Source organism: Mycobacterium persicum, assembly GCF_002086675.1.
GTDB classification, from domain to species: domain Bacteria; phylum Actinomycetota; class Actinomycetes; order Mycobacteriales; family Mycobacteriaceae; genus Mycobacterium; species Mycobacterium persicum.
In genome coordinates, this window is the sequence record NZ_MVIF01000016.1 from 22,452 (window position 1) to 47,813 (window position 25,362).

25 protein-coding genes and 1 pseudogene are annotated in these 25,362 nt (G+C 66.5%); 19 read left to right on the forward strand and 7 right to left on the reverse strand.

Translation table 11 applies throughout. The features are described 5' to 3' along the window. The first annotated feature begins 30 nt into the window (after positions 1 to 30). Both BST40_RS07900 and BST40_RS07905 read left to right on the forward strand, forming a co-directional pair. On the forward strand, positions 31 to 1,776 hold the full coding sequence (locus BST40_RS07900) for a hypothetical protein (protein WP_083153971.1): 1,746 nt from the start codon (positions 31 to 33) through the stop codon (positions 1,774 to 1,776). Beyond that, positions 1,773 to 3,134 (forward strand): CHAT domain-containing protein, encoded by a 1,362-nt coding sequence (locus tag BST40_RS07905; RefSeq protein WP_075546862.1) that lies wholly within the window; start codon positions 1,773 to 1,775, stop codon positions 3,132 to 3,134. The genes BST40_RS07900 and BST40_RS07905 overlap by 4 nt, the downstream gene beginning before the upstream one ends. A gap of 3 nt (positions 3,135 to 3,137) precedes the next feature. Here the strand turns inward: BST40_RS07905 and BST40_RS07910 are convergent, their stop codons facing one another. Next, positions 3,138 to 3,434, reverse strand: coding sequence for a hypothetical protein (locus BST40_RS07910; protein WP_083153972.1), 297 nt, complete (start codon positions 3,432 to 3,434; stop codon positions 3,138 to 3,140). A gap of 210 nt (positions 3,435 to 3,644) precedes the next feature. Between BST40_RS07910 and BST40_RS07915 the strand changes: the two genes are divergently transcribed. From BST40_RS07915 to BST40_RS07945, 7 genes are all read left to right on the forward strand, one after another. After that, positions 3,645 to 4,976: a hypothetical protein gene (locus BST40_RS07915; RefSeq protein WP_083153952.1), complete on the forward strand. Its 1,332-nt coding sequence runs from the start codon at positions 3,645 to 3,647 to the stop codon at positions 4,974 to 4,976. Further along, positions 4,973 to 6,106: a hypothetical protein gene (locus BST40_RS07920; protein WP_075546859.1), complete on the forward strand. Its 1,134-nt coding sequence runs from the start codon at positions 4,973 to 4,975 to the stop codon at positions 6,104 to 6,106. The genes BST40_RS07915 and BST40_RS07920 overlap by 4 nt, the downstream gene beginning before the upstream one ends. A 47-nt stretch (positions 6,107 to 6,153) precedes the next feature. Beyond that, positions 6,154 to 7,218: an NAD(P)H-dependent amine dehydrogenase family protein gene (locus BST40_RS07925; RefSeq protein ID WP_083153954.1), complete on the forward strand. Its 1,065-nt coding sequence runs from the start codon at positions 6,154 to 6,156 to the stop codon at positions 7,216 to 7,218. A 70-nt stretch (positions 7,219 to 7,288) separates the two neighbouring features. After that, complete coding sequence (locus BST40_RS07930) at positions 7,289 to 9,091, forward strand: PPE family protein (protein ID WP_083153955.1); 1,803 nt, start codon at positions 7,289 to 7,291, stop codon at positions 9,089 to 9,091. Between the two features lie 76 nt (positions 9,092 to 9,167). Then, positions 9,168 to 9,350, forward strand: a complete 183-nt coding sequence (locus tag BST40_RS07935) for a CsbD family protein (protein WP_075546857.1) — start codon at positions 9,168 to 9,170, stop codon at positions 9,348 to 9,350. 12 nt (positions 9,351 to 9,362) lie between these two features. Beyond that, positions 9,363 to 10,088: a cutinase family protein gene (locus BST40_RS07940; protein WP_075546890.1), complete on the forward strand. Its 726-nt coding sequence runs from the start codon at positions 9,363 to 9,365 to the stop codon at positions 10,086 to 10,088. Between the two features lie 129 nt (positions 10,089 to 10,217). After that, a complete protein-coding gene (locus BST40_RS07945) occupies positions 10,218 to 11,195 on the forward strand; it encodes an SDR family NAD(P)-dependent oxidoreductase (RefSeq protein WP_075546856.1) in 978 nt (325 codons plus the stop codon). A gap of 76 nt (positions 11,196 to 11,271) precedes the next feature. On the opposite strand, the gene BST40_RS30740 is transcribed toward BST40_RS07945, so the two are convergent. Next, positions 11,272 to 11,421, reverse strand: a complete 150-nt coding sequence (locus BST40_RS30740) for a hypothetical protein (protein WP_162877232.1) — start codon at positions 11,419 to 11,421, stop codon at positions 11,272 to 11,274. Positions 11,422 to 11,559: 138 nt separating this feature from the next. Between BST40_RS30740 and BST40_RS07950 the strand changes: the two genes are divergently transcribed. From BST40_RS07950 to BST40_RS07970, 5 genes are all read left to right on the forward strand, one after another. Beyond that, positions 11,560 to 11,862 (forward strand): carboxymuconolactone decarboxylase family protein, encoded by a 303-nt coding sequence (locus BST40_RS07950; protein WP_075546855.1) that lies wholly within the window; start codon positions 11,560 to 11,562, stop codon positions 11,860 to 11,862. Further along, complete coding sequence (locus tag BST40_RS07955; protein ID WP_075546854.1) at positions 11,859 to 12,437, forward strand: carboxymuconolactone decarboxylase family protein; 579 nt, start codon at positions 11,859 to 11,861, stop codon at positions 12,435 to 12,437. Before BST40_RS07950 ends, BST40_RS07955 begins: the two co-directional genes overlap by 4 nt. A gap of 71 nt (positions 12,438 to 12,508) precedes the next feature. Further along, positions 12,509 to 13,243: a Crp/Fnr family transcriptional regulator gene (locus BST40_RS07960; RefSeq protein WP_075546853.1), complete on the forward strand. Its 735-nt coding sequence runs from the start codon at positions 12,509 to 12,511 to the stop codon at positions 13,241 to 13,243. A 231-nt stretch (positions 13,244 to 13,474) separates the two neighbouring features. Then, a complete protein-coding gene (locus tag BST40_RS07965; RefSeq protein WP_075546852.1) occupies positions 13,475 to 14,158 on the forward strand; it encodes a haloacid dehalogenase type II in 684 nt (227 codons plus the stop codon). Positions 14,159 to 14,322: 164 nt separating this feature from the next. Then, the gene (locus BST40_RS07970) at positions 14,323 to 14,802 is read left to right on the forward strand and encodes an MPT63 family protein (RefSeq protein WP_075546851.1); all 480 of its coding nucleotides are present in this window, start codon (positions 14,323 to 14,325) and stop codon (positions 14,800 to 14,802) included. Between the two features lies 1 nt (position 14,803). Here the strand turns inward: BST40_RS07970 and BST40_RS07975 are convergent, their stop codons facing one another. Beyond that, positions 14,804 to 15,448, reverse strand: coding sequence for a hypothetical protein (locus tag BST40_RS07975; protein WP_241780241.1), 645 nt, complete (start codon positions 15,446 to 15,448; stop codon positions 14,804 to 14,806). An 86-nt stretch (positions 15,449 to 15,534) separates the two neighbouring features. Beyond that, the gene (locus tag BST40_RS07980) at positions 15,535 to 17,202 is read right to left on the reverse strand and encodes a multicopper oxidase family protein (protein WP_244174314.1); all 1,668 of its coding nucleotides are present in this window, start codon (positions 17,200 to 17,202) and stop codon (positions 15,535 to 15,537) included. Between the two features lie 265 nt (positions 17,203 to 17,467). Here BST40_RS07980 and BST40_RS07985 point away from each other — a divergent pair, with 265 nt between their 5' ends. Beyond that, positions 17,468 to 18,052 carry a hypothetical protein gene (locus BST40_RS07985; protein ID WP_083153958.1) on the forward strand — a complete coding sequence of 195 codons (585 nt, stop codon included), beginning with the start codon at positions 17,468 to 17,470 and terminating at the stop codon, positions 18,050 to 18,052. Between the two features lie 69 nt (positions 18,053 to 18,121). Here BST40_RS07985 and BST40_RS07990 read toward each other — a convergent pair whose 3' ends face one another. Then, positions 18,122 to 18,967: a patatin-like phospholipase family protein gene (locus BST40_RS07990; protein ID WP_075546847.1), complete on the reverse strand. Its 846-nt coding sequence runs from the start codon at positions 18,965 to 18,967 to the stop codon at positions 18,122 to 18,124. A gap of 320 nt (positions 18,968 to 19,287) precedes the next feature. Here BST40_RS07990 and BST40_RS07995 point away from each other — a divergent pair, with 320 nt between their 5' ends. Together BST40_RS07995 and BST40_RS08000 are read left to right on the forward strand one after the other, a co-directional pair. Continuing rightward, positions 19,288 to 19,800 (forward strand): protein disulfide oxidoreductase, encoded by a 513-nt coding sequence (locus BST40_RS07995; protein ID WP_240316717.1) that lies wholly within the window; start codon positions 19,288 to 19,290, stop codon positions 19,798 to 19,800. Beyond that, positions 19,797 to 20,678: a cytochrome c biogenesis CcdA family protein gene (locus BST40_RS08000; protein ID WP_083153960.1), complete on the forward strand. Its 882-nt coding sequence runs from the start codon at positions 19,797 to 19,799 to the stop codon at positions 20,676 to 20,678. Before BST40_RS07995 ends, BST40_RS08000 begins: the two co-directional genes overlap by 4 nt. Before the next feature lie 259 nt (positions 20,679 to 20,937). Here BST40_RS08000 and BST40_RS08005 read toward each other — a convergent pair whose 3' ends face one another. Both BST40_RS08005 and BST40_RS31050 read right to left on the reverse strand, forming a co-directional pair. Next, on the reverse strand, positions 20,938 to 21,330 hold the full coding sequence (locus BST40_RS08005) for a hypothetical protein (protein ID WP_425270694.1): 393 nt from the start codon (positions 21,328 to 21,330) through the stop codon (positions 20,938 to 20,940). Further along, positions 21,307 to 21,597: pseudogene (locus BST40_RS31050) on the reverse strand (DUF427 domain-containing protein); the annotation flags it as partial. The gene BST40_RS08005 and the pseudogene BST40_RS31050, both read right to left, overlap by 24 nt. Positions 21,598 to 21,762: 165 nt before the next feature. Here BST40_RS31050 and BST40_RS08010 point away from each other — a divergent pair. Together BST40_RS08010 and BST40_RS08015 are read left to right on the forward strand one after the other, a co-directional pair. Next, the gene (locus BST40_RS08010) at positions 21,763 to 24,072 is read left to right on the forward strand and encodes a radical SAM protein (protein ID WP_083153961.1); all 2,310 of its coding nucleotides are present in this window, start codon (positions 21,763 to 21,765) and stop codon (positions 24,070 to 24,072) included. A gap of 102 nt (positions 24,073 to 24,174) precedes the next feature. Further along, the gene (locus BST40_RS08015) at positions 24,175 to 25,359 is read left to right on the forward strand and encodes a zinc-binding dehydrogenase (protein ID WP_083153963.1); all 1,185 of its coding nucleotides are present in this window, start codon (positions 24,175 to 24,177) and stop codon (positions 25,357 to 25,359) included. Positions 25,360 to 25,362: the final 3 nt, after the last annotated feature.

Genomic DNA, 25,362 nt, shown 5'->3' on the forward strand with positions numbered 1-25,362 from the left:
ATGTCCGCCGGCCGGACTTATGATGCAGCCGTGTCGATCTCCGACGAGCTCGAACGCGCCCGGCGCCTGGCGTTCGCCGCCGACGAGGAGGGTGCGCGGCAACTGCTGCTGTCGCTGATGCCGCGTATCGAGCAGGCCGACCGAGACGACCTCATGCTGGAGGTTTTCGCGCAGCTCGGTGAGATCTACCTGGCTCGCGGCGCCAATGACGGTGTGGAGGAATGCATTCGGCGGATCCGCGACTGTGTGGCGAGCTATTCCGGGATTCTGGCCGGCGCGATGCCCGAGGCCGCCGTTCAGGTGCGGATGTCCGACGCGGACATCGCGTGGATGGTCTGCCGCTACTCGCGGCGCGCTCAGTTGCTGCACACCGGCCTGGCAGCGGCGCGCGGCGATCACCCCGGCGCCCAGACGGCGCTGGCGGAGTTGGCTGCGTTGGTCAGCGACTCCGGTGACGCCTTTCCCGACCTTGCCGGCGAGGGCGCCTGCCTGCTCACCCATGCCCGCCTCCGGTGCGCTGTTGCGCTCTGCGACGATGACCTGCATCCCCGATCGCTGCACCTGTGGGAGCAGATACTCGACGCCGTCAACCGGCCTACCGGCGAGGATTATGACGACTACCTCTGGGTTTGCGCGGCCACCGGATACGGCAGATTCTGCGTCGAGACCGGGCGACTGCCGGAAGCCGAGCCCTGGTTACTCCGGGCCGGAGCCCGCGCGGCCGCCAACGGCTGGGAATTCGCTTCGGCCAGAACGCAGTTGGAGCGCGCGGCGGCCCGCTGGCTGGTCGGCGACCACGTGATGACCGAGCAGTTGGTGTCGCAGGCTCATCCGGTCATCGCCCGGTACGCGCGGGCGCACGATGTCGCCCGGTGCTGGCTGTATCTGGGACTTGTCCGGTTGGCAAGCGGCGCACTGGAAGCCGCCGACGAATGCTGGGAACACGCCGAACGGCATTGGCGTGAACTGGGCAAGCCACTGCCTCTGCATCGTATTCTGCTGCAACGCAGCTGGATCCCGATCTTCTGCAGTCGCTTCGCCGAAGCGGTCGAGATGATTGCGCAAGCGCGCGAGTTGCTCGACTCGTCACCGCGCAGCAGTTGGCTGCAATACGCTCAGCTGGATAGCCACCTGGGCACCGTGTGGCGGGCAGACGCGCTGGCCGACTTGGGTTTTGACAGTTCCGGCGACCCGGAGGAGACGTTGCAGGAAACCGAGGCGCGGCAAGCCGAGGGGCTCGGCATCCTGCGCGGCGAGGTCGGGACCGCGCGATACCGGCGCGCGCTGACCAAGCTCGAGCAGGCCGCCGAGCTCAAGGTGCCCGCGGCGCTCGCCGTCGACTCGGTGCGCTATTCGATCGCCGACGCAGACGCGAGAGCACGGTGGGCCGCCAACGTCTCGGCGCCGATGCTGGCCGGCGCCTTCGCCGTCGCCTGGGAATGGGAGAACACCGGCCTGGTCAGCGAGCTGGTCGAATACCACAGTGCCAGAGGAACTTTCAGCGGCGTGCCGGAACGGCCGGCAATGGGCGAGTGGGCGTCGACCACCACGGCAACGGCATTGGCCGACACCGAGCCGGAGCCGGCCCTCGCGGCCCTCGCGGCAGCGGGTCCACCGGCGCAAACCGGTAACTCGCTGACCCGGCTTGGGCCGTTGCCGCCGCTGCGGATGGAGCCGGACGCCGAGCCCATCATGAGTCACTATCGGGCACTGGCGTTTCAGCGATACGGGCGCGCTGTCACCGCCACCGAGCCCGCCTGGTCGACCTGGCCATGAGCGATTCGGGCCGGCTGACTCTGGTCCTGCGATACGCCGACGTCGGAATCGCCACCTACGCCAGCTTGCGGATCGTTGGCCAGCCGTCGAAAACCGTTGCCTGGGTGGTGGAAGAGCCGATTCTGCTGGCGGCCCTCGACGAACTCGCCGACGCGCTGCCGGAGCCGCACGGCTCGGAGAGCCGCCGCGATGCCATCGAACGGTCACTGGCCACCGGTCCGTTCGCGACGCCGGATGCCGAACTGACGCTCGCCTACATCCTCGGTGTGCTGCTGATCGGTGCATCGGGATGGCAGCTACTGACGGAGTGCGTGTCGTCGCCGCGCCCGGTGCTGTTCGTCGCGCCCAGCGCCCGTCTGGCACGGGTGCCTTGGGGTCTGCTGGCGGTGCCGAAATCCGGACCCAGCAAGGAAGAGCTGGTGCGCGCCCGGCAGGAGGCCATCACCGCCAGCGGCCGGGCGGCCGCCCGCATCCCGTGGCAGCTGGCCGATATCACGGCCCACACCGACGGCTACCGGCTGATGGAGTTGGTCGACGTGCTGCTGGCGGTGCCGCAGAACATCGTCAATGCGCCGCGGGCACCGGCCGGCTGGGACGCCCGGCAAGACGGTCCGCCGGTGCTGGTCCTGGATCCCCGCGTCCCCGGGCAGCGGCCCGACTCCGCGCTGGGATCGGTGCTCGGCCGCCCATCGGAGCACACTGTGCTGGCGCGGCACTTTGCCGAGCTGATGCAACGCCGCGCGGTGTTGCCGGCCGTCGAGGCGGCAGTCGAATTGTTTCGCCGCAGCGATGCCGACCGCTGGTGGCTGGCCGGCTTACTGGCTCAAAACCCGAGCCGACTCGTATATGTCGGGCACGCGAGTTCGGCCGACAGTGATCTCGGCCGGGCCGACCGGGCCGCGCTGCACCTGGCCTGTCGGGCGGAGATCGCCGGCGATGCCGACGCGGTCGGCGAGCACCGGCCACTGACCGCGTCGGATCTGATGGCCCTGCGGTTGCCGATACCGCCGCGGGTGGCACTACTGGCCTGCGCGTCCGGCGGTGACTATCGGTTCGACGAGGCTACCGGCCTGGTGGCGGCGATGATTCTCGGTGGGGCGCAGCTGGTGACGGCCACCCTATGGTCGCTGCCCACTACCGCCGCCTATCGCCAATTCGCAACCGCCGGTGACGATCTGGTCGATCCGATGGCCGACGCGGTCGCCGCCGTGGACCGGGCCCACGACAACGTCGACGCCGGATGTGCCGTCAACCGCTGGCAGCGCGACCAGATGCGGCGCTGGCGGGACGGAGACGTCACCGCCAGCCCGCTGTATTGGGCGGCCGTGGTCACTTTCGCGGTCGACGGCGCTCGCTGACGGTCATGCGAAGCTCAGGCCGCGAGCGCGGACGGCCAACACGTCATCGGGCAGTGAAAGCGCCTCGCGGTCAGCGGGATCGAATGCCACCAGGACGACCAGGCCGGGACGCAACGCCGCTTCGTCAGAATCGTCGTCGTCACGCACCAGTCGGCCGATGAACGTGTCGCCGTGCACGCTGGCCACCTCGATCCAGATCTGGCGCTCCCCCGGGCCGACCGCGCGCACGGTGCCCACCCCGACGGTGCGGCTGTCTGCTGCTGCCGGGCGGGAGCCGCGGGCGAGTCGGCCAACGAGCATCACCGTCGCCGCGGCCAGGGCAACACCGGTGAGGGCGAGCCACGACCAGTGAAACATCAGGTACAGCAGGGTGGTTGCGATCAGCCCGATCTCGGCGATGACGGCCGGCAGCTTCGACGTGTTCATGCCACCAGGCTCTGGTATGCGACCGGCTACCGAACCCAACTTTCGGGTTATCACTATGGCCGCCCATACCCCTATCCTGTCGAGATGAGCGCGGATCCGCGGGTGGCGATGGCCGTAGCGGTGGGTCACCCCCGCCGGGCGGTGATCGACCGGGCGTGGCGCGCAATCGGTCCCGGTGTCGAGGTGCTCAGCAGTGATGACGGCGGCCCGCTGAGCCGCACCGTCAAACGGATCATCGATCCGCTGGTGCTGCGGTTGCGATCCAATCCCCAGTATTCGGCCCCGGTCGTCGACCCCGGCACGGCCGCGGCAATGAGCGACCTGATCATCGGCTGCGGGCACGAATTGCGTTGTGCGGCTGCGTGGTTCGACGTGCTTAAGCGAGAACGGCGGCGGCTGCGAATTCGCAGCGGAAACGCCCAAGAGCTCTACTTCCCGGTGTGTTTCGAGTTGGCTGTGACGAAAGGTCCACCCGCGCCGGATGATCGTGAGACCGCGGCCGCGGTGCTGCACGAGGTGCATCAGGGTCGGGACCGCACCGCCGTCGAAGTGCTCAACGAATACGTGTCGAGCGCCACGGTGGTCGCCGGCCTGACCGCGCAACTCGACCGCAGCTGGCGGGACATACGCGCCCCGGAAATGGCTCTGGACACCGTGGTCGAGTCGTTTCTGGCCGGGTTGGGAACCGTGCTGGATGCCGCCACCGGTCACCGCGCAGCCGCCGCCCGCCAGCGCGCCTGGTGCGCGCTTATCGCCGATGCCACCCCGTACAACCTGGGAGCGCTGGCCCGCGTCGACGATGCCCAGCTGCCGTGGTCGATAGTGACACTGGGGCTCAGTTCCGCTGCGCCGCAACGGCGCCCACAGGTCGTCGGCGGCTCCGACAGCGACCGCCCGCTCGACCGGACGGTGGTCGATCGGGTGCGTGCCACGCTACGGCGTGCCCTGGATCGCGACGCACTACCCGATGTGCCGCTGTTGTGCGCCGAGGAGGTGGACCGGGCCTGTGCCCCGTGGGGTCTGCTGGCCGAGGACAAGCAGGCAACGCTGGTGGCCGGCATCGAGGTCGCGGTCGAACTCGCGCCCCTGGACCGGTCGACGACCAATCGGTACCCGCTGGCCGCGCAGATCCAGTCCAGGTTGCGTAAGGAGGCGTACGTCCTGCACGCCCGGCGCTATCTCGCCGAAGGCGGGCCGATCCATCCCCGGCAGCAACAGGTTGTCGACGACCTTGCCGCCTACCCGCAGCCCTACCTGAGCCGACTGTGGGCTCGGCTGCACGGACGTGACGTCTGGCAGGAGCCCTGCGAGGACGTCGACGACGTGCGATCGCTGCTGGAGGGCGTTGCCCGGTCGGTCAGCCTCGACCACCGGCAGCGGATCAAGTCGATGCTGGAATTGCAGGTGGCGGGATGAGATTGGTCGCCGAATCCGGTTTGTGGACGACAGGCCCGGCTCATCCCGCGACGACACCGCTGACCGCGGTGCTGGAAGTCAGTGGCGCGGTGTTGTCGTGGACCATCGACGACCCGCCCGACGACGCCGCGACCCACATCGCCTTCACCGACGTGTCGCGCGCGGACTGGCTGTGGCGGGTGGTCGGCGAGACCGGCCATGTGGCGCTGACATCGGCGCTGGCCGCGCATCCTGCCGGTGACCTCGAGCTCGCCGGCGTCGACGTGGTGTCGGGGTCGACGGCCCCGCTGCGCAGGCTGGCGTTGGGCCACTGGCTGCGACGCTGGTGGCCCGCCAGTCAGCGCGACGGCATCGCCGGACTCGACCGGGCTCTGCTCGACGTCGAGGTGGCGGTGCTGACGGCCGGCGTGCAGGGCTTCTTCACCGACGACACCCTGGATTCGGATGTGGCCGGGCTGCTGGCACCGCATGCCGCCGCGCTGCTTTCCCACCTGCGGACAGACGATCGACGTGTCCTCGAGCTGGTGCGGTCCGGCGCCCGGCTGGCCGACGAGGCGGGCCTTGACGACATGGCCTGGGCGGAACTGTCCGCGGCAGTTGATGATTCGTCGGTTGTCGCGACGTTGCCGAGCGGCCGCCGGGACGACTACGCGCTGGCCGCCGGCACCGACGGGGCTCCGCGGGGCGCGGCATCGATCGGCCGGGGCGTGGCGTCGATCAACTGGGGTGCGGTGCCGCCGGGAATCTTCGATGCGGCCGAGGACACCGTCGACTGGAGTGTCGAGCCGGCGGGCCCGGGCGTTGTCGCGGTGATACGCGCAGCCGTCGTCGGGCCGGATGCGCCCACCGACATCCCGGTACGGGTGAACTCCGGGGAGGTCAGCGGCGCCGGAGCCCTGGACGCCGGCGGCCGGGCCACCCTCGCGCTCGCCGACGCACACCGGCACGCGATGGCGCAGGCCGCGGCCTGGAACCACGATTGGCCGCGGACATCGGTGGTGATCGGCGCCGATGTCGACGAATCGCGGCACACCCGCGATCGGGTCCGCCGCTGGGTGCGGGAGCGGTTGGACCGACCGCCGGCCGACGCGTTCCTCGCCGAAATCCTGGCCGGCGAGTCCGCGTATTGAGCCGGGATTCGCTGTCGCCGCGCAACCGGCATCCCTATGCTGAGCGAGTGCCAAAAACCTATCGGGTCGTGCAATGGACCACCGGAAACGTCGGCAAGAGCGCACTGCAGGCGATCGCCGCCAACCCAGCCCTCGAACTGGTGGGATGTTATGCATGGTCGCCGGAAAAGGTCGGCCGCGATGCCGGCGAATTGTGCGGCATCGCACCGCTGGGCGTGGCCGCCACCAACGATGTCGACGCGCTGCTGGACCTCGAGCCGGACTGCGTGGTCTACAACCCGATGTGGAAGAACGTCGACGAACTGGTTCGCATCCTGTCGACCGGCGCCAACGTGGTGACCACCGCGGCCTTCATCACCGGGCACAACCTGGGTGCCGACCGCGACCGGATCCTGGACGCGTGCCGGCGGGGCGGCTCGACGATCTTCGGCTCCGGCGTCAGCCCCGGCTTCGCCGAGCTATTGGCCATCGTGTCCGCGATGGTCTGCGACCGGATCGACAAGGTCACCGTCAACGAGGCCGCCGACACCACGTTCTACGACTCCCCGGCGACGGAAAAACCGGTCGGCTTCGGCCAGCCGATCGACCACCCGGACCTGCAGGCGATGACCGCGCACGGGACGGCCGTTTTCGGCGAAGCGGTCCGGTTGGTCGCCGACGCGCTAGGGATCGAGCTCGATGACGTGCGCTGTGTGGCCGAGTACGCCCAGACCACGGCGGACCTTGATCTCGGGTCGTGGACCATACCGGCAGGTTGCGTCGCGGGTGTGCACGCGAGCTGGCAGGGCGTGCGCGACGGCGCCATCGTCGTCGAGCTCAACGTCCGCTGGCGCAAGGGGCAGACGCTCGAACCGGACTGGAAGATCGACCAGGACGGCTGGGTCATCCAGGTCGACGGGCAACCGACGGTCACCACCCGGATCGGCTTCTTGCCGCCGCCGTACTTTCAGGCCGAGACGATCGCCGACTTCATGGTGCTCGGCCACATCATGACGGCGATGCCGGTGGTCAACGCGATCCCGGCCGTCGTCGCCGCGGCGCCCGGCATCGCGACCTATAACGACCTCCCGCTGACCCTTCCCCGCGGGACGATGCCGCGGCGCAGCGCATAGCGAATAGCGCAAACCCGCTCCCCGGCGCCGAACACGATCGTAGAGTTCTGGCGGAAAGGGGTCACGGGCGATGAACTTTTCGGTGCTGCCACCGGAAGTCAATTCGGCGCGGATCTTCGCCGGAGCGGGGACGGCGCCGATGCTGACCGCGGCGGTGGCCTGGGATCGGCTTGCCGACGAATTAGCCGCCGCTGCAAGCTCGTTCGGCTCCGTGACCACGACGTTGGCCGGTCAATCCTGGCAGGGGCCGGCGGCTGCCGCAATGGCCGCGGTGGCCACTCCGTACACCGCCCGGCTCGCCACGGCCGCGGCCCTGGCTGCGCAGGCGGCGGGGCAGGCCCGGGTGGCGGCCGCCGGCTACGAGGCCGCGCGGGCGGCATCCGTGCATCCGATGACGATCGCGGCCAATCGCGGTCGGCTGGTGTCGCTGGTGTGGTCGAATCTGTTCGGGCAGAACACCCCGGCGATCGCGGCCACCGAAGCCTGCTACGAGCAGATGTGGGCTCAGGATGCGGCCGCGATGTCCGGCTATCACGCGCTGGCGTCGGCGGTGGTCGCGCAGTTGCCACCGATCAACTTCGGTTTCGGCAACATCGGCTCGCTCAACCTGGGCGGTGGCAACACCGGCAATGCCAACCTGGGCAGCGGAAACATCGGCAACACCAACCTGGGCAGCGGAAACTTCGGCAACACCAACCTCGGCAGCGGAAACTTCGGCGACTTCAACCTCGGCAGCGGCAACGGGAACTTCTTGGACGCGGTGCAGGCCAACTTCAACGTAGGCAGTGGGAACAACGGCAGCAATAACGTGGGCTTCGGCAACTCGGGCCCGGGAAGTTCGGCGGGCAATGGAAACGTCGGCACTGGGAACCTGGGCAGCGGAAACTTCGGCAACGGCAACAGCGGTAACAACAACGTCGGATCCGGAAACAACGGTAACGTCAACGTGGGATACGGCAATGTCGGTGATCGCAACTGGGGCCTGGGCAACAGCGGCAACAACAACATCGGCTTCGGCAACACCGGCAACGCAAACATCGGTATCGGGCTCACCGGCGACAACCAGCGAGGCGTCAATCTCGCCGGCTGGCTGAATTCGGGCAGCGGCAACATCGGCTTCGGCAATTCGGGCACCGGCAACATCGGGTTCTTCAACTCCGGCAGCGGCAACGTCGGCATCGCTAATTCCGGGCTCAACAGCTTCGGCGTCGCGAACTCGGGCCAGGTCGACACGGGCATCTGGAACTCCGGCGACACCAATACCGGCGTCGGGAACTCGGGCTCCGGCGCCTTTGGCGGCGTCAACACCGGCTTCGGAAACGGCGGCTATCACAACACCGGTTTCGCGAACGGGGGCTCGTTCAACGTCGGCAGCTTCAACTCCGGCAACCACAACACCGGCGGCTTCAACTCGGGTTTCATCAATACCGGCTACTTCAATTCGGGCCCGTTGAACACCGGCCTGGCGAACTCGGGCGGTATCAACACCGGCCTGTTCAACGCGGGCGAGCTGAACACCGGGTTGGGCAGTTCGGCCGACCAGCCCGGGCCCAACTCGGGCTTCGGCAATTCGGTTTCCGGCAGCTCAGGGTTTTTCAACGGCGGCGAAAACAGCTCGGGCATAGGCAATATCAGCGGTCTCGGCTTGGACTCCGGCTTCTGGAACCAGGGCGGCGGCGGCCGCGCTACCGGCTTCTTCAACACGGGCGCAGGCTTCGGTGTGGCCGGCTTCTTCAATTCGGGCAGCGGCGGATTGAACTCGGGCTTTTTCAATTCCGGTGCCACCGGCAGCAACTCGGGCCTGCATAACACCGGTGGCAACAGCTCGGGCGGCTTCAACAGCGAGTCCGGGCAGTCGGGTTTCTTCCGCTGAGGGGCCCGATGCCCACTCGCTGCGCCGAATCATGGCGGAGGTTTCACCCTCGCCCGATGCCGGGTATCCAGGGATAATGAGTGCCAAGAACAACAAGGGCAAGCTGAAAAACAAAATCGAGGACCTGGGCGGCCGGGCCAAGGAAGCGATCGGCAGGGCCACCGGAAATCCGGATACCACGAACCGAGGCCGGGCCGACCAGGCGAAGGCCAACCTGAAGGCTGCCGGTGAGAAGGTCAAGGATGCCTTCCGGAAGTAGGGGATGACCACGATGGGCCAGCGCTGGCTGACGGCGCAGTTGGCACGGCTACGCCGGTTGACAACCGGCGCCGCGGTCGCAGTGGGCACGGTTGCCGCGTTGACCGCGGCACCTGCCGCCCAGGTTCCGTCGGCATCCGCCGAGCCATGCCCCGACGTCGAGGTGTTGTTCGCCCGCGGCACCGGCGAACCGCCGGGGATCGGCAATATCGGAGCCTCTTTTGTGGAGGCGCTGCGCTCGCAGATCGGTGCCAGGTCACTTGGGGTCTATGCGATCAACTATCCGGCCAGCAGTGACTTTTCCAGCAGTGATTTCCCGCTCACGGTTATCGACGGGGTTCGCGACGCCAGCACGCATATCGAATCCATGGCGGCCAGCTGCCCGGCGACTCGGCAGATACTCGGCGGCTACTCTCAGGGGGCGGCCGTGGCCGGTTACGTCACCTCCGCCGCCGTGCCGCCCGATGTTCCGGCGGCCGCAGTGCCCGCGCCGATGCCGGCCGAGATCGCCAATCACGTTGCGGCGGTTACCCTTTTCGGAACACCGTCGGGTCAATTCCTGAACCGGTACGGCGCACCGCCGATCGCCATAGGGCCGCTGTATCAGCCCAAGACGATCGAGTTGTGCGCGAACGGCGACGGCGTTTGCGGTGCCGGCAACGATCCCGTAGCCCACGTCTCGTATGCGATGAACGGCATGACAAGCCAGGGCGCGGATTTCGCGGCGCGCCACCTCTAGGACCACCCCCGCCGAGCGTGAACCACGCGACGCTTCGTCGGCGTTGCGTCGTCGGATGCACAGTCGGCGCTAGCTTCGTGAGTCCCGCCCCGGCCGCGTGCCGGTCGGCCCGCCGTGCACAATCGCTCCATGCATGTTCTGGTAACCGGAGGTACGGGGTTCGTCGGCGGCTGGACCGCCAAGGCCATCGCGGATGCGGGGCATTCGGTGCGCTTCCTGGTCCGAAATCCGGCAAAGCTGGAGAGGACCGTCGCCCAACTGGGTGTCGACACATCGGACTTCGTTCCCGCCGACATCAAGGACCGCGACGCGGTACGTGCGGCGTTGACCGGATGTGACGCCGTCGTGCACAGTGCCGCACTGGTTGCCACCGATCCGCGCCAGACACAACAGATGCTGAGCACCAACATGGAAGGCGCGCGCAACGTCCTCGGCCAAGCCGTCCAACTGGGGCTGGACCCCATCGTGCACGTATCCAGTTTCACCGCGCTTTTCCATCCCGACTTGGAAACCCTGACGGCCGACCTGCCGGTTGTCGGCGGAACGGACGGTTACGGAACGTCGAAGGCGCAGGTCGAAATCTATGCGCGCGGCCTGCAGGACGCCGGCGCACCGGTGAACATCACCTATCCCGGCATGGTTCTCGGCCCGCCCGTCGGGGACCAGTTCGGTGAGGCCGGCGAGGGAGTCAAAGCGGCGCTGCAGATGCACACGATCCCCGGGCGCCGGGCGGCGTGGTTGGTGATCGACGTCCGCGACGTGGCCGCCGTGCATGCCGCGCTGCTGGAACCGGGCCGTGGACCGCGCCGCTACATGGTGGGCGGGCACCGGATTCCGGTGACCGAGCTGGCCACCATGCTCGGTCAGGTGGCCGAGACACCGATGGTGAGCGTCCCGGTTCCCGACACCGTGCTGCGCGTCGCGGGGACGCTGTTGGACTTGGCCGGTCCGTACCTGCCGTTCGACAATCCGTTCACCGCCGCCGGGATGCAGTACTACACCCAGATGCCGGAGTCGGACGACTCGCCCAGCGAGTCCGAACTCGGCATCACCTATCGGGATCCGCTCAGCACCTTGGCCGATACGGTCGCAGCCCTGCGGGCGTAGCCGGTTGCGTCGAGATTGCCGTTAGGGCTGTGGTTTTCCGTCGGTGCACGACCGTGGCGGCAATCTCGGCGAGAAATCACGGCAGCGCGTCGGGGTGCTGTGTTTCGTCCCCCTCGGAGGGCGGGATAGGCGAATTCTTCAACCACGTGCGTAGCCGGAGAAGTTCGTTGATCACGATGCCGATGCCCACCAGCACCAGCACCGTCACCACAATCGCGGTGGTCACGTACTCCATGGTGACAGGCCGGCCAGTTGCCGGCATGCCCCGCGCTGAACGGCACCGTACCGGGATCGCTAAGGTCAGACGCACCTTGCCGTACCGGGCCACACCGGCCCACCAACAAGGGGGTGCGCGGTGCCGACAATGGGCCGATACCCACGCTTGCGGGAGAGGCTTCACCACGCTGTTCTCGATGCCCCGGCCGATACGGATCCGGCCCTGCGACGCGCCGCCTACCGCGGCGATAACCTGCCCGAGCCGTTGCAGGCATATGTGGACAAGCTGCGCCGGCATGCCTACCGGGTGCAGGACAGCGACATGGAGCGGCTGCGCGGAGCCGGCTATTCCGAAGACCAGATATTCGAGGTGACCATCGCCGCCGCGCTCGGTGCGGGTGACAGCCGCCGGCGCGCGGGTATGGCCGCCCTCGACGAGGCGTTGCGATGAGACTGCACAGCGTCGCACGTGGTCGATTCGGCACTCGCCTGGTGTTCGCGGCGTTGCGGGCCGCGACCCGCCGCGACATACCCGACATCATCAAGATGCGGCACTACCGTCCACGCTTCTTCGGCAAGCCGTTCTTCTCGCTGGCTCAGGCGGTGATGCGGGGACCATCGCCGTGGACGGTCGGTGAGCGAGAACTCTTCGCCGCCTTCGTTTCGGAGCAAAACCGTTGCCAATTCTGCGCCACCACCCATGAGGCGGTCGCTTCGGCTGTCCTCGACCCCACGATCACCGTTGCGGCAGTGAGCGATTGGCGTACCGCCCCGGTCGACGACCGGGTACGGGCGACGCTGGGCCTGCTGGAAAAGCTAACCCGCACACCCGATGAAATCGGACCGCCCGATGTGCGCGCGGTGCTCGACACCGGCGTCAGCGCGGAAGCGGTCCGGGACGCGATCGAGGTCTGCGCGTTGTTCAACACGATCAATCGGGTGGCCGACGGTCTCGACTTCAGGCTGCCGACGACCGCCGAGGGCGCCTTCAATGCTCGAGTTCTGCTCCGGCTGGGCTATCGCTGAGCGGGCATCGAGCCGAACCGGATATCGGCGCCCGCTTCGTGACATGATCGGCGGTGCATGAAGGAGGCGCGATGTCAGACCACCCGGCAAGTCCGCTCCGGCATCTCGTGCAGTCGCTGGGCGGCGGCCAGCAGGCCTCGGAGGCGCAGGTCCGACACGCAGCCTGGGTGGCACGGTGCGTGGGTCGCGGAGCATCGGCCCCGCTGCACCCCAACGATGTGTCAGCTCTCGCGGAAAGCCTCCAATCCAGAGACTTTGCCCCGGGAACGGTCGTGTTCCTGGCCGACCGCGCCGCCAGCGGGGTGTGCATTGTGCGGCAGGGACGGCTCGAACTCGCGGTCGGCTCCGGGCGGCGGCGCGTGGTGGTCGACGTGCTTCGCCCGGGTGATGTCGACGGCGACATCCCGCTGCTGCTCGACATGCCGCCGCCCTACACCGCAAGAGCGCTGACCGATTCGAGCTGCCTGTTTCTGGATCGGCAGGCATTCGATCGGCTGCTCGCAACCCACCCGGCGATTTCGCGGCGTTGGCTGTCGAGCGTGGCGCAACGAGTGTCGGCCAGTCAGTCGCGGTTGATCGGACTGCTTGGCCGGCCGCTGGCGGCTCAACTGGCGCAGCTGCTGCTCGACGAGGCCGTCGAGAACCACGTCGAACTGGCGCAGCGCACTATTGCGGCCATGCTCGGTGTCCAGCGTCCGTCAATTAACAAGGTGATCAAGGACTTTGAACGCGATCAGCTGATCCGGGTCGGATATGCGGTCATCGAGATCCTCGACGAGGCCGGGTTGCGCGCTCGCGCGCAATAACTTTCGAATCCGGGCCTGAGGTAGCCGGGGGGCGCCCGGCGCCATCGTCGAGTATTTCGCTGGTCATATTGGGATAGCCGCGTCCGAATTGGGTATCCATCGGCTAGCCATCACGAAGGAGCAACCGGCATGGCCAAAGCAACCGTTCCTGTCGGCATCGAATCGCACGCCGAGCCCGAGCGCGTGCCGAACGCCATGCCTTGCGGCGGTTACCCCGGGGGTAAGTGAGGCATGGCCTTACCGCACCGGCCGAAGGCGGTGGTATTCGACGTCGTCGAAACTCTGATCTCGTTGGCGCCATTGCGATCCCGATTCGCCGACATCGGGCTGGCGGCCGAGCTGGCCGAGCGCTGGTTTGATCGGCTATTGCGCGACGGGATCGCGCTGAGCTTGGCCGGCGACTACCAGCCGTTTCCGGTGGTCGCCGCCGCGGCACTGCGTACGCTGGCGCGAGACGAGCTCGACGAGGACGCGGTGGGCCACGTCATGGCAGGCTTCGGCGCGTTGCCCGCCCACCCCGACGCCGAACCCGCCATGCGAACCCTTGCCGATTCCGGGATCTCACTGGCCTGTCTGAGCAACGGCACCGCCGAGGCCACCATGGACTTTCTCAACCGCTCCAGCCTGGGGCGCTATGTCGATCAGGTGATCAGCGTGGCCGAGGTTCGCAGCTGGAAACCCGCGTCGCCGGTCTATACGCATGCGGCGGGCGTGATCGGGCACCGGCCCGAGGAACTCGCGCTGGTCGCAGTACACGCCTTCGACTGCCACGGCGCCAAGCGCGCCGGCTGGACGACCGGATGGGCCGGCCGTACCGACGGGCACTACGCCGAGGTCTTCGCTCCGGCCGACGTCGTCGGGACCGACCTCGTCGATGTCGCCACCAAGCTGCTCGCGCTGAGCGCTCACGCTTAGTTGCGGCCGAGCGGTGGGCATCCCGCGCCGGCCAAATCTCGATCAAATCCCGTGATACCGAGGCGCTGGCAGCGGCGGATAACAATTCTTGAAAACAGTGGTCATATGCGAAAAGGGTGATTTATATATATACCGTTGTCGCTCCAACCACCGAGGAGAGCACCATGAAAATCACCACCTTGATTCAGGCGGCAGTCGCAACCCTGGTCGTGGCAACCGCCGGGGTCACCAGTGCACCGACTGCGTCGGCCGCCTATCCGATGGTCGGCAAACTTGGCACCGAACTGACGATGACCGACAGCGTCGGTCAGGTTGTCCTCAGCTGGAAGGTCAGCAACCTGCAGCCCAGCAGCGATGAGACGCCGGGCTACCAGGTGGCCGGGAAGCTTTGGGAAGCGACAGCGACCGTCAAGGCCATTCGGGGCAGCGTCACTCCCGCCATTTCGCAGTTCAACGCCGTCGCTCCCGAACAAGCGGCTTACCGGGTTCTGTGGTTTGTCTCTTCGCCGTCCAACATCAGTGGAGCCACCATTCCCGAAGGCGCACAATCGACCGGAAAAATCCACTTCGACGTCACCGGCGCCTCGCCCACCACGGTGACGATGAACAACGGGATGGAAGACCTCATGATTTGGGGGCCATAAGCTAGCCAGGCGCCTCGGCAGCGGGCTCGGCCGGCCCGCCCGGCTCGAGGGTGACCATCGGCGGTAGGGGTAGCGGGGTCGGTGGCAGGCCGCCGCCGTAGGAGGCCTGCCGCACGCCGACGACAAGCGTCAGCACGTAGGTGGGCGGCGTGTCGGGCGGGAAGCCCAGCACTCTGACGTCCTCGGGGATCGGGTCGGGACGCAGGCAGATTGTTGCCAAACCCCTTCCGGCCCAGTAGTCGTCGGGGTTTCCGGGCAGGAGTCGGTAGTCGAAGATCGTGATGGTCCTGCTGCCGTCCACCCGTTTGTCGAACGGGATGTACACGCCGGGCAGTTCGTACGGGTTTGCCGACTCCCGGTAGCGGTTCTCGTTGGGAACGGTGCGCTGACCTTCAAGTTGCACGGCAACCCGCTGGTGCCGCGGGGGGCCGTCCGGGTACCACGAACCGCTGATTTCGGCCCAGTCCCAGCCCGGGCTCGGCTGACAGTCCGGTTCGCCGTAGGGAATCCAGTGGATCGGATCGCTCGGCAGTTGCACTTCGAGCAGGGCGCCTTTGGGGATGAGCTGCGGCACCCAGGTGCGGTTCCACCAACTGAGATTGTCGCGATGCTGTTGGTTGAAGGTGTAGCGACCTTCGCTCTCCATCGGCTGCATTGACGGATCGGCTGTTGCCAGGCCGACGGCCGACAATGTCGATAGCACAAAAGCGATGACAAGTGGGCGGCGCATCATCACTCCATCGCATGCTGTCCGGGCGGATCGATCATGAGAAGGCCCATCATTCCCCTGTCTTCGTGCGGCAGAATGTGGCAGTGATAAACGGTCATGCCGGTCACGTCGGGGCGGAAATACATACGTAGGGTGTACCGGCCGAACGGGGGTAGCCGGAAGGTGTCCCACCACACGTCCGGCTCCGTCTGCCAGCTGGTGTCCCCGGGTGGGATACCGTGGATGTCGACGACCTGAAACGGGTTGACATGGATATGAATTGGATGCTGAAAGACATCCTCATTGATCATCGTCCACTCTTCGATGGTGCCAGCCTCGACCTCGGTGTCAATCCGTTGGTGATCGAATTCCTTTCCGTCGATGAGGAACTGCACTCCCATGCCGGTCCGGCCGGTGATGTCTCCGGAGAACACCATGGTGCGACGGCGGGCGATGGGCAGGTTCGGCATCTGTGGCGGATCCACCAGGGTGGTGGGCATCCGGCTGTTGACCTTGTTCCCGGTCACCACCAATGTGCCCAACGGCATCGAGGGGCGCGGACCGCCGGGGTGGCCCTGGTCGTAGGCTGCCGCGTAGATCCGGTAGCGGCCCGGCTCACGCCCCTTGATGATGAACTCGGCCCGGTTGCCGGCGGCCAGCATGATGTTCGGCCGGGGCCGCGGTGTGTGGTAAGGCGTTCCGTCCGTGGCGATTTGGTGCAGCGTGTGACCCTCGACATGTAGCCAGATCGACCGATGCGGGCACGCGTTGAGAAACCGCCAGCGCTGCGCCTCCCCCGGTTTGATACTGATGTCGGGCAGCAGTTGGCCGTTGAGGGGGTAGTACATGGACGACGGCACCGCGGGAATGGATTCGAAGGGTGCGTGACCCGCCATGGGAACCACCACGGCGAACGGCACCTCGGCACTGTCGTCGGCGATCCACATCTCGTTGACGACGATGGTTCGCTCTCGCATTTCGGCAATCTCGGGTATCGCGTCGATGTCGCCCTCGACGATGATCGGACCGGACAGCCCGTTCCACAGCTGATGGGCCGTCGCCGTGTGGAAATGCGGGTGATACCAATGCAACCCGGTCGGCTGGTTGGCCGCGATGTTGTAGCTGTACTGGTGGTCTTGCAGCGGGCCCAGCTGAAGTCCCACGTTGTCCCCGGGGTCCTCCGGAGACACCTGCAGCCCATGGGTGTGCAAGTTCGTGTCGACCAACTCCTGGAACATGGTTGCCCTTCGCTCCCACCTATTCCAGAAGTCGTGGACGCAAGCTCGCCGGGTGTCGAAACGCGGGTCGTTCGACTTGGAGGCGCAATAGGGCACCATGAAAACATTATTTGTGGGAATGCCTACCGGAACGATGCGGTTCTTCAGCAAAATTCGTAGGTTGTCGCCCTGCCGTATCCGCAAGATCGGTCCCGGAAACTGGCCGTTGTATGTCTCCAGGGTCAACTGACGACCGCCCAGCTCTACCGGATTGGTCACCGCCTCCAGCGAATAGTCCAAGACGCCGTTCTCGCTGGACACCTGAGGCAGGTCTCGCAGCTCTTCGCCACCGGCCCGCGCCGGACCGGCGCTCCTGATCACACCCGCGCCGGCCGTGACAGCCATCAGGGCCAGAAATGTCCTGCGGTCCAGGGGATTTCGCCGCAGGCGACGCCCGAGGGATGCAGATTCCATTGCGGATCCTTGTCGTCGTGGAAGTCAGCGCAGAGCGTAACCCACACAGGCGGCCTGGAGAAGCCGATCTTTTACATCGTTATCCGGGGTGAGGTTATCCGGGGTTATCCGGGCCGGAGGCCGATTAGCAGAAGTGTTATCCAGATGACTATTCGGTTGAAAGAACTCGCGCACCCGAATACCGGCCCGGACCTCGCCGCAAAGGCTGCGGCAATGGCCAGAAAAACCTGGCCGGCAAAGCAGGCGGAGCGTATTGTCTGCCGTCATGAGTCCCACCACGCGCAGCTGGGCGGTGATCGCCGCCGTGACGGGCGCTGCCCTCGGCTGGCTGCTGACTCCCGCGACTGCACTGGCCGACCCGCACAACCCGCACAACGTCACCTACATCGTGAAGGTGGACGCGCCCATTTCCAGCGCTCGAGCGATCTACATGGTCAACGACAGCTATACGGCTACCGCCCCGTTGAGCGCGACAGGCCGCGAATTCACCACCAACACCATGCTGGCCGATCCGGCGAAAGCTGGTATGCAAGTGAGCATTCCGTCACCGTATGCCGGAAACGTGCACTGCGAGATCGACGTGGACAACAATGTCGCCGCAATGGTGGATCAATACGTGACGTCGTCGCCCGGAGCTCCCGGCGACCCGGATACCTACGGGGTGGTGGCCTGCGGCGCCTCCCCGCTACCCGTACCGCAGTGGTGGGCCAAACTCTGCGACGCCTGGTGGTGTGTCGACACTTCCTTTCCTTCCAACGCTCGCGACGAGGCCCGTACCGACGTGACGCGGGACTCCGACCCTGAGCACAGCCCGACGTGGCCGCGTCGCCCCTACGAACCGGCGCTTTAGTATCGAGCGGTCTTGCCGCCACCACACGCTTCCGCTGAACCAGGGCGATTCTTCGGCGCTCGCGATGGTTCAATGCCGATGCGGCGCGAGCAACGCCGCCTGACCAACGACGGGGCGACGCGTCGCCAGCCACTCGCGGGTGCTGTTATGCGATCGTTCGATGAGCCGGGTGGTATGCGAGAAGTCGATTGGCGTAACACCGAGTGGACACAGCGGTGGGACGACGCGCAGGTCGACCGATTTCTCATAGGTGGCGACATCCACGGCCAGGCGTTGGTTGATGGCAAGGGTCAAGGCGTATATCGCCATCGCCAGCGCCCCCCTTGGTGCTTCGGGCAGCGCGCATGGGTAGCCGGTCGGCAGCACCCAGACCAGATCGGCGCCGAGCGCCACCGCGTGCGACAGCGGAGTGTTGTTGACGACACCGCCGTCCATCAGATCCCGTCCGTCGATGTTCACTGGGGGAAAGACGGCGGGAATGGCGGCGCTGGCAGTGATCGCGTCGACCGCGTCACCCGAGGAAAGCAGGACGTCGTGGCCCGACAGCACGTCGGTGGCCACCACATGCAGCGGTATCGGTGCATCCTGCAGCCGGGAAAACTGCAGATGGCCCTTGAGAAGCCGCCGCATACCGTGGCTCGGCACCAGGTTGGAACGCAGACCGAGAAAACCCAACAGCCCCACGATCGGGCGGGTGGGGAACACGTCTTCTCTCGATATCGACCGCCACAGGTCGGCCAGCATGCGAATGCCCTCGACATCAGCACGCGACGCCAGCCAACCGCCGTTGACGGCGCCGACGGAGGTGCCGACGATCAGGTCCGGCCTAATGCCGCTTTCGGCCAAACCGAGGAGCATCCCCACCTGGATAGACCCGAGGCTGCCGCCCCCGGAGAGCACAAACGCGGTTGTCATAGTTCACCTATTAGCACGTACCGGCACCGCATCTATCTGATCCCACGCTGATACCCGGTCCGGACCGTTCCGCAACCGGCGTGAACATGGACAATTGTCAGCACGCTGACCAACCTGTGTTTTCCGTCGAGCCGTTGGGCTGGACTATGGACGTGACGAGCAGAAGACTGTCCATCGGCGCGACCATTCCGGTTCGCCACCTGAACATGACCACCGGCCAAACCTCGCGCGGGCCATTCCGCCGGCCTACTGACGCCGGAATCGGCGATGGCACAACCCATTTGGCCTTGCTAGCCCCCCTTGTCGCTCTTGCAGCCCTCATCGCCTTGATCGCCGGGTGCGCCCGCGGTGCTACCACGCTGCCGGCTGCGGCGCCGGCGGTAGCGTCGGTCGCGACGTCCGGATCGGCCGGCGCCCATCTGCCCGTGCCGGCGCAGTTGCAGTTCACCGCCAAGACCCTTGATGGCCGCATATTTTCGGGCGAAGGCCTGTCGGGCAAGCCTGCAGTGCTGTGGTTTTGGGCGCCGTGGTGTCCCGTCTGCCAACGGGAAGCCGCAACGGTCGGCAAAGTCGGCGCCGCGTATCCCACGGTGACCTTCGTAGGGGTAGCCGCGCAAGACCAGGTACCGGCGATGCGAGACTTCGTCGACAGATACCAGCTCACCTCGATGCCGCAGCTGGCCGATACCGACGCGGCGGTCTGGGCGAAGTTCGGCGTGACGGCGCAACCGGCTTTCGCGTTCGTCAGCGCAAACGGCACTATCGACGTCGTCGAAGGTCCCTTGACCGAACCCGAGTTGACCAAGCGGGTTAGCATGCTGGCTGACCTGTGATCGACACGACCCCGCTGGTCCTGGCGCTGACCGCCGGGCTGGTGGCCGCGCTGAACCCGTGTGGATTTGCGTTCCTGCCAGGCTATCTGGGCTTGGTCATCGCCGGCGGCAGCCAGATCACGTCGCGGCCAGCGGCGCTGGCCCGTGCTGGAGCGGCCACGCTTGTCATGTCAGCCGGATTCCTCACGGTGTTCGGCCTCTTCGGTCTGCTGATTGCGCCACTGATCGCCTCGGCGCAGCAGTATGTTCCGTTTGCCACCGTGATCATCGGTGTGTTGCTGATCGGTTTGGCGGCCTGGCTGCTCAGCGGCAGAGATATCGCTGTGGTGGCGCCAAAGATTTCCGGTGGCGCACCAACTGCGCGCCTGCGTTCCATGTACGGCTACGGCGTCGCATACGCGGTGGCCTCGCTGTCGTGCACGATCGGGCCATTTCTGGCGTTGATCAGCACCACATTTCGGCGCGGCTCGATACACACCGGGGTTCTGGCATTCGTGGTCTACGCCCTCGGCATGGCCATCACTGTGGGAGTGGCCGCACTGGCCGTGGCATTTGTCGGGTCATCGGCGGCGGGTGTGCTCCGTCGCATCCTGCCCGCCCTCGGTCGCGTGGCAGGCCTGCTGCTGCTGCTGACCGGGCTCTACGTGACCTATTACGGTTACTATGAGATCCGGCCGTATTTCACCGACGCCGACACGGAGGATCCCGTCATTGAAGCCGCCGGTGCGGTGCAAACGTGGCTGGTCCAACGCGTGGACTCGCTCGGGGTATGGCCGCTGCTGGCTATTCTCGCCGCACTCCTGACTGGCGCCCTCGGATTGCGAATGTTAGCCTGTCGCAGCATGTTTCGCCGTAGCACTGCATCGTCAAGCGGTTGACAGGTGCACCGCCGTCAGCCGGATTGGCGGGTTGGATTCGTTCCATGGAGGTGGATCTGAATGTCCGCATTCCGAGTCCGGGGGCGAGACCGCTCAGCGGAGCTAGCCCCGATAGCCGATTGCGCCGACTTTCGTCATCGCCCGGGACCTCGAGACCGGCTTTCTGAGTGAGCTTTTCGACTGTCATCTCGGGTGTGCTGCTGGTGGGGCGCCCGCGCGCCGCCATGTCCGGGTAAGTCACCGCGTTCAACGCCGTGGTCTAGGCGAACCTTTCCAGCCAGGTCGTCACCGCGTACAACACCGCGTAGGTGCCAACCGCGATGCCCAGCGTGGTCGCCAGCCGCCACCGTAACCGGCGGATGCCGCCGAGACTGCACTGATTGCGCCGCCGCAACGCAATCCATACCAGCAGCGCGAGGACGCCCAGGCCACTCAGCCGGAACCACCACGCGTAGTTGCCGTACAGATTGTTGGCCCACACCAATGCCGTTGCACCGCTGATGATTCCGAACATCGCAAGGACGGTGGGTCCCACACAGCACAGGATGCCGACCAAACCGCCGGTGATGCCGATGCGCCAGATCGGCAGCCGGCCATCCTTAAACGATGGTCTTTGCGGAGGAGCTTCTTCCGGCTCGCCTTCCACGCGCACACCGTTCCAGAACGCGACGTGGTTCTTGATCCGACGCGCCAGCGGGCTCGGACGTGGGTAGTACCACGCGGCGTCCGGATTCACATCACCGTTGACCGATACGGTGTAATAGTGCGCCAGGCCCTTCCACGGGCATATCGACTTCGTCGAGCTGTCGACCAGGTGCTCGCGCCGCAGCGACTCCGGCGGAAAGTAGTCGTTGCCCTCCACCCGGACGGTTCGCGGCGCCTCGGCAAGCACCGCGCCGTTCCAGACAGCACGAATCATTCTGGTCAACCTCCTGCAATCATCCTTGCCGCTATAGCACGCTATTGCGGTGCGCCGCGCAGCTGAACTGTAGTCCTGATGACAGTTGCGCGCGGGCACGCTACCCGCCGTGATGAGCTACCCCGGTTTACCGGGCCGATGGGAAACGGGGCACCAGTGACGACGATGAAACGGGATCGCGACGAGGTATTCCTCGAGTACACCAGGAGCATCTGCCCGGTGTGCAAGGTCGTGATCGACGCACAGGTCAACGTCCGCGGCGGCAAGGTATATCTGCGCAAGCGCTGCCGCGACCATGGCGAGTTCGAGGCCCTGGTGTACGGGGATGCCCAGATGTACTTGGACTCGATGCGATTCAACAAACCCGGCACCATTCCGCTGCAATTTCAGACCGAGATCCGCGACGGCTGTCCCACCGACTGCGGGCTTTGCCCGGATCATAAGCAGCATGCCTGCCTGGGGTTGATCGAAGTCAACACCCACTGCAACCTGGACTGCCCGATCTGTTTCGCCGACTCCGGTCACCGGCCCGACGGCTACGCGCTCACCTTGGCGCAGTGCGAGACGATGCTCGACGCACTCGTCGCCGCCGAAGGCGAACCCGAAGTCGTGATGCTCTCCGGCGGCGAGCCGACGATCCACAAGCAGATCCTGGAGTTCGTCGACGCCGCCCAGACCCGTCCGATCAAGACCGTCATCATCAACACCAACGGCATTCGGCTGGCATCGGATCGGCAGTTCGTCGCCAACCTTGCGCAGCGCAACCGGCCGGGGCGCCCAGTGCACATCTACCTGCAGTTCGACGGCCTCGAGGAAGCCACCTATCGCCAGATCCGCGGCCGTGATCTGCGGGACATCAAGGCCCGCGCGCTGGACAACTGCGCGGCGGCGGGCCTGACCGTGACCTTGGTGGCCGCCGTCGAGCGCGGGGTCAACGACCACGAACTCGGCGCCGTCATCCGTCACGGTATGGCGCAGCCAGCGGTGCAATCGGTGGTGTTCCAGCCGGTCACCCACGCCGGCCGGCACCTGCAGTTCGATCCCCTGACCAGGCTGACCAACTCCGATATCGTCCACGGCATCGCCGCCCAGCTGCCCGCCTGGTTCCAGGCCGACGATTTCTTCCCGGTTCCGTGTTGTTTTCCCACCTGTCGATCGATCACCTATCTGCTCACCGACGGTGAGCATGTGCTGCCAATTCCGCGACTGCTTGACGTGCAGGACTATCTCGACTACGTGTCCAACCGGGTGATCCCCGACCTGGCGATTCGCGAAGCGCTGGAGAAGCTGTGGTCGGCGTCGGCGGTGATGGGCACCGACACCACGATCGAACAGTTGCAGCGGGCGGCAGCCGCGCTCGACTGCGCCAACGCCTGCGGGATCAACCTGCCCGAGGCGCTGGCCAACCTGACCGATCGGGTCTTCGCCATCGTGATCCAGGACTTCCAGGACCCCTACACCCTGAACGTCAAGCAACTGATGAAATGCTGTGTGCAGCAACTCACTCCGGACGGGCGACTGATCCCGTTCTGCGCCTACAACTCGGTGGGCTACCGCGAGCAAGTCCGCGAACAGCTCACCGGCGTGCCGGTTCCCGATATCGTGCCCAACGCCGCCCCGCTCGCCGGTCTGGTGACCGATTCCCCACACGGTTCCAAGCAGGCCGGCCACCGTGCGACGCCGATCACGCTGTCACCGCAGCAGATCAAAGCCTGCTGCGCCGAAGCTTATTCCGGCGACATCGTCACCCTGCTGCTCGGCGACTCCTATCATCCGGGCGGCGCGGCACTGACCCGCAGGCTGGCAAACCGGCTGGGGCTACGGCCAGGGCGGCGGGTTGCCGATGTCGCCGCCGGGCGGGGCGCCACCGCACGACTGCTCGCCAGTGAATACCATGTCGAGGTCGACGGGGTGGAGCTCAGCGACATCAATGTGACGCGCGCCCGGGCGGCCGTTGCGCAAGCCGGGCTGCAGCATCGGGTGCACCTCCATCACGGCGACGCCGAGGCACTTCCCCTGGCCGACAACGCTTTTGACGCCCTGGTGTGCGAATGCGCACTGTGCACCTTTCCGGACAAGGCTGCGGCAGCCCGCCAGTTCGCCCGGATCCTGCGTCCGGGAGGCTTGGTCGGCATCACCGATGTCACCGTCACCGATGCCGGCCTACCGCCGGAGCTGACCTCACTGCGCGCCTGGGTGGCTTGCATCGCCGACGCCCGGTCGGTCACCGACTACACCGGCATCCTGCAGCAGGCGGGGCTACGCATCCGCCACGTCGAGTCGCACGACCGGAGCTTGCTGGACATGATCGACCGCATCGACTCGCGGATCACCGCCTTGGCTATCGCCGTGCCAGATACCTTGGCAGACAACGGTATCCAGCTCGACACCGTCCGCGCGTTCACCGCGCTGGCGCGATCCGAAGTCCAGGCCGGACGCCTCGGCTACACCCTGATGATCGCGGAGAAGCCGTGATCGGTGCGGGTGATGACGCCCTGGGGGGGTGACAGCCGGGTTCGTCCAGGCTTACGTTTGCCCCGGCAACAACATCAATCCGACCGAACAGGCTGTCTCAGGATGAGAGCGGTAACCTGCACCAACGCGAAGCTCGAGGTAGTCGAACAGCGCACCCCGCAACCGGCCAAAGGGCAGTTGCTGATCGATGTCCGCAAGTGTGGCATCTGCGGATCGGACCTGCACGCCCGTTACCACTGTGACGAACTCGCCGACATGATGGACGAATCGGGCTACCACGCCTTCATGCGATCCGATCAGCACGTGGTGTTCGGACACGAATTCTGCGGCGACGTGGTCGACTACGGCCCCGGCACCCGCAAAGCTCCCCGGCCCGGCACCCCGGTTGTGGCCATGCCGCTGCTGCGACGCGGCAACGAGGTGCACGGGATCGGACTGTCGACAATGGCGCCGGGCGCCTACGCCGAGCAGCTGCTCGTCGAGCAGTCGCTGACGTTTCCCGTCCCTAACGGCCTGTCGCCGGAGATCGCTGCGCTGACCGAGCCGATGGCCGTCGGCTGGCACGCCGTGCGGCGCGGCGACGTGGGCAAACGCGACGTCGCAATCGTGATCGGCTGCGGCCCTATCGGCCTCGCGGTGATCTGCATGCTGAAGGCACACGGCGTGCGCACCGTGATCGCCAGCGACTTCTCCGCGGGCCGGCGCGCGCTGGCCACCGCCTGCGGCGCCGACGTCGTCGTCGATGCGGCGCAGGACGCCCCCTACGAGGCGGCCGCCGCCCATGGACCGGGAAAGGGCTACCTGAAAAGCATCCTCGACGCGTTCGACCTCGCGGTCGGCACCGTCGAAAAGCTACACCGGCTGCGGCTGCCCTGGTGGCATCTGTGGCGCGTGGCCGAAGCGGCTGGCGCGGCAACGCCCAAGCACCCGGTCGTCTTCGAATGTGTCGGTGTCCCAGGCATTATCGACGGCATCATCGCGAGCGCCCCACTGTTTTCCCGCGTTGTGGTGGTCGGGGTCTGCATGGGCGCAGACCAGATCCGCCCGGCGATGGCGATCAACAAGGAGATCGACCTGCGGTTCGTGCTCGGCTACACCCCGCTCGAATTCCGCGACACGCTGCACATGCTCGCCGACGGCAAGGTCAACGCCGCGCCGCTGATCACCGGGACCGTCGGGCTGCCCGGTGTCGAGGCCGCGTTCGACGCGCTCGGCGACCCCGAGGCACACGCGAAGATCCTGATCGACCCGAAGAGCGACGCCGCGAGCCCACAACCGGTGCGCTGACCG

What these genes read in the sequence shown, in the direction of transcription:
- BST40_RS07955 (WP_075546854.1), top strand. Translation starts at nt 11,859, where the DNA reads ATGAGACTGCACAGCGTCGCACGTGGTCGATTCGGCACTCGCCTGGTG.
- BST40_RS07920 (WP_075546859.1), top strand. Translation starts at nt 4,973, where the DNA reads ATGAGATTGGTCGCCGAATCCGGTTTGTGGACGACAGGCCCGGCTCAT.
- BST40_RS07950 (WP_075546855.1), top strand. Translation starts at nt 11,560, where the DNA reads ATGGGCCGATACCCACGCTTGCGGGAGAGGCTTCACCACGCTGTTCTC.
- BST40_RS07970 (WP_075546851.1), top strand. Translation starts at nt 14,323, where the DNA reads ATGAAAATCACCACCTTGATTCAGGCGGCAGTCGCAACCCTGGTCGTG.
- BST40_RS08010 (WP_083153961.1), top strand. Translation starts at nt 21,763, where the DNA reads ATGAAACGGGATCGCGACGAGGTATTCCTCGAGTACACCAGGAGCATC.
- BST40_RS07985 (WP_083153958.1), top strand. Translation starts at nt 17,468, where the DNA reads ATGAGTCCCACCACGCGCAGCTGGGCGGTGATCGCCGCCGTGACGGGC.
- BST40_RS07975 (WP_241780241.1), bottom strand. Translation starts at nt 15,448, where the DNA reads ATGGAGAGCGAAGGTCGCTACACCTTCAACCAACAGCATCGCGACAAT.
- BST40_RS07980 (WP_244174314.1), bottom strand. Translation starts at nt 17,202, where the DNA reads ATGGAATCTGCATCCCTCGGGCGTCGCCTGCGGCGAAATCCCCTGGAC.
- BST40_RS07965 (WP_075546852.1), top strand. Translation starts at nt 13,475, where the DNA reads ATGGCCTTACCGCACCGGCCGAAGGCGGTGGTATTCGACGTCGTCGAA.
- BST40_RS07935 (WP_075546857.1), top strand. Translation starts at nt 9,168, where the DNA reads ATGAGTGCCAAGAACAACAAGGGCAAGCTGAAAAACAAAATCGAGGAC.
- BST40_RS07945 (WP_075546856.1), top strand. Translation starts at nt 10,218, where the DNA reads ATGCATGTTCTGGTAACCGGAGGTACGGGGTTCGTCGGCGGCTGGACC.
- BST40_RS07930 (WP_083153955.1), top strand. Translation starts at nt 7,289, where the DNA reads ATGAACTTTTCGGTGCTGCCACCGGAAGTCAATTCGGCGCGGATCTTC.
- BST40_RS07990 (WP_075546847.1), bottom strand. Translation starts at nt 18,967, where the DNA reads ATGACAACCGCGTTTGTGCTCTCCGGGGGCGGCAGCCTCGGGTCTATC.
- BST40_RS07915 (WP_083153952.1), top strand. Translation starts at nt 3,645, where the DNA reads ATGAGCGCGGATCCGCGGGTGGCGATGGCCGTAGCGGTGGGTCACCCC.
- BST40_RS08015 (WP_083153963.1), top strand. Translation starts at nt 24,175, where the DNA reads ATGAGAGCGGTAACCTGCACCAACGCGAAGCTCGAGGTAGTCGAACAG.
- BST40_RS07910 (WP_083153972.1), bottom strand. Translation starts at nt 3,434, where the DNA reads ATGCTCGTTGGCCGACTCGCCCGCGGCTCCCGCCCGGCAGCAGCAGAC.
- BST40_RS07905 (WP_075546862.1), top strand. Translation starts at nt 1,773, where the DNA reads ATGAGCGATTCGGGCCGGCTGACTCTGGTCCTGCGATACGCCGACGTC.
- BST40_RS07940 (WP_075546890.1), top strand. Translation starts at nt 9,363, where the DNA reads ATGGGCCAGCGCTGGCTGACGGCGCAGTTGGCACGGCTACGCCGGTTG.
- BST40_RS07960 (WP_075546853.1), top strand. Translation starts at nt 12,509, where the DNA reads ATGTCAGACCACCCGGCAAGTCCGCTCCGGCATCTCGTGCAGTCGCTG.